At 68.6% G+C, this 1,806-nt stretch carries 3 protein-coding genes; 2 read left to right on the forward strand and 1 reads right to left on the reverse strand.

The features are described from left to right. Positions 1 to 275 precede the first annotated feature (275 nt). Positions 276 to 728 carry a DUF1707 domain-containing protein gene (locus tag ACLJQZ_RS48425; protein ID WP_410628487.1) on the forward strand — a complete coding sequence of 151 codons (453 nt, stop codon included), beginning with the start codon at positions 276 to 278 and terminating at the stop codon, positions 726 to 728. A 210-nt stretch (positions 729 to 938) separates the two neighbouring features. Then, positions 939 to 1,139: an IS3 family transposase gene (locus ACLJQZ_RS48430; RefSeq protein ID WP_410628491.1), complete on the forward strand. Its 201-nt coding sequence runs from the start codon at positions 939 to 941 to the stop codon at positions 1,137 to 1,139. A 21-nt stretch (positions 1,140 to 1,160) separates the two neighbouring features. On the opposite strand, the gene ACLJQZ_RS48435 is transcribed toward ACLJQZ_RS48430, so the two are convergent. Continuing rightward, positions 1,161 to 1,577, reverse strand: coding sequence for an STAS domain-containing protein (locus tag ACLJQZ_RS48435; RefSeq protein ID WP_410628489.1), 417 nt, complete (start codon positions 1,575 to 1,577; stop codon positions 1,161 to 1,163). Between the last annotated feature and the right edge of the window lie 229 nt (positions 1,578 to 1,806).

Below are 1,806 nucleotides of genomic sequence, written 5' to 3' on the forward strand. Positions count from 1 at the left end.
CCCGGCCAGCACGGCCACATCCTTCTTCTGCCTGCCCTCGCCGCACCACAGCACGATCCGGGCCCGCGTCGCGACCGTCCCCGCCACATCCGGGCTGTACACCAAGGCCTGCAACTCGCCGCGCTGCTCCGTCGTCAACTCCACCAAGCCAGCCAACACCATGCCCGGTCAACCCGACGTAAACCAAACAGCATCACGAGACACTAGCGCGCTGGAAACGTCCGCTCTTATAGCTTGAGGGCAACGAATTCGGACCACCAGCTCGAGGACGTGCGATGGCTGATCCCGTCTCATCGGGCGACGACACCTCACTCGGGGCGATCCGCTGCTCGGACGGAGAACGTGAACAGACCCGGTCGCGGCTGGCCCAGGCTGCCGGGGAAGGGCGCATCACGGTCGAGGAACTGGACGACCGCCTGGCTCTCGTCGCCGGGGCGCGCTTCCGGCACGAGCTGGACGCGGTCGCCGCGGACCTGCCTCGGCCGGAAAGCCAGGCCGCTCGAGAGCGGCCTGGCTGGCTGCCCATCCTGGCCACCGCACGACGGCAGCTGAGCGCCGATGCGACGTTGCTCGTCGGCCGGGGGCAGGTGGCTGTGAGCCGGCGACGTCGCTGGGCGGTGTTCGTCGCCGCGGTCGCGGTGGCGCTGATCTTCACAGCGCTCGTCCTGGCCACGGTGCACGGATTCGGCGACGAAGGTTTCGACCACCACGAACTCGGCCGAGGCTGAGCCCCTGCAACACTGCTTTCCCGCACAGATTCCTTTGTGCCCCCAGACAGGGCGGGTACCCGGGTCGTCTCTCCCCCCCCCCACGACTCGGGTGTCCGCCCTCCTCGTGAGAAGGAACAGTTCCCCTTGAGTGTGATCGACATCGGCCAGTCCGTGATCCTCGGCGTCGTAGAAGGGCTGACGGACGCGCCGTTGACGTTGGGCGGGAAGGTGTCGGCGCCGATCAGGACGCGCAGGCCGGACGGGTGCTCGGGCACGGAATTGAACTACCGGTGCGGCTGGCCCACCCGCAACGCCGTGCACACGGCGATCTTCGAGTACATCGAAGGCTGGTACAACACCCGCCGGCTGCACTCCAGTCTCGGCTACCTCAGCCCCAGCATCTACGAAGCCACTCACCGGGTAGCCTGACCGCCTCAACGACCCTGTCCGTCAAAACGGGGCAACCCCAGCCCGGCTGTGGATGGCCAGCCATTCCGTAGCGTCGGCAAGTGTGCGGTGTAGCGGCAGGACGTGCTCGAGCTGCAGCACGTGGATGGGACGCTGCGCGGCCCGACTGTCGGCGATGATTGCGGCGTCGATCCGGGCAGCTCGGGCTGCGGCGGTCGCCTCCTGCAGCACGGAGATCCCCCGCACGGAACAGAACCCGACCCCGCGGATGTCGATGATCAGCATCGGGGGGCTCAGGTGGAGTTCCTCCTCCAGCCGCGCCGCCAGCTGGCCGGTGACCGTCAGGTCAAGGTCTCCGACTACGGCGACGGTCGTGTGCTCTGCGGTCGCGGTGACCGAGAGACGCGCCGGCCTTTGCGGCCGGGGCGCGGCACCTGCGCGGGCGACGGTGTTGTGCACAGCGGGCCCTCCTCGCTGTCGGCGGCGGGTCGGCGATAGCCAGCCCCGCCGCTACCGTCTGCGGAAATGCAGGACGGCGGGCTTCATGGGACGGCGGCTCGCTAGTACGGCAGCCGCAGTGTGGGATGTTTGTCGCGTTGTCGCTGGTAGTGGCTGTGGCGGGCGCGGGTTTGGTGGCGTCGTCGCCACAGCGACCAGTGATCGGTGTGCGTGGATGGGTGTGCGGGGT

Origin of the sequence: Amycolatopsis sp. cmx-8-4, from assembly GCF_046548675.1 — a bacterium.
In the GTDB taxonomy this organism is placed as follows: Bacteria; Actinomycetota; Actinomycetes; order Mycobacteriales; family Pseudonocardiaceae; genus Amycolatopsis.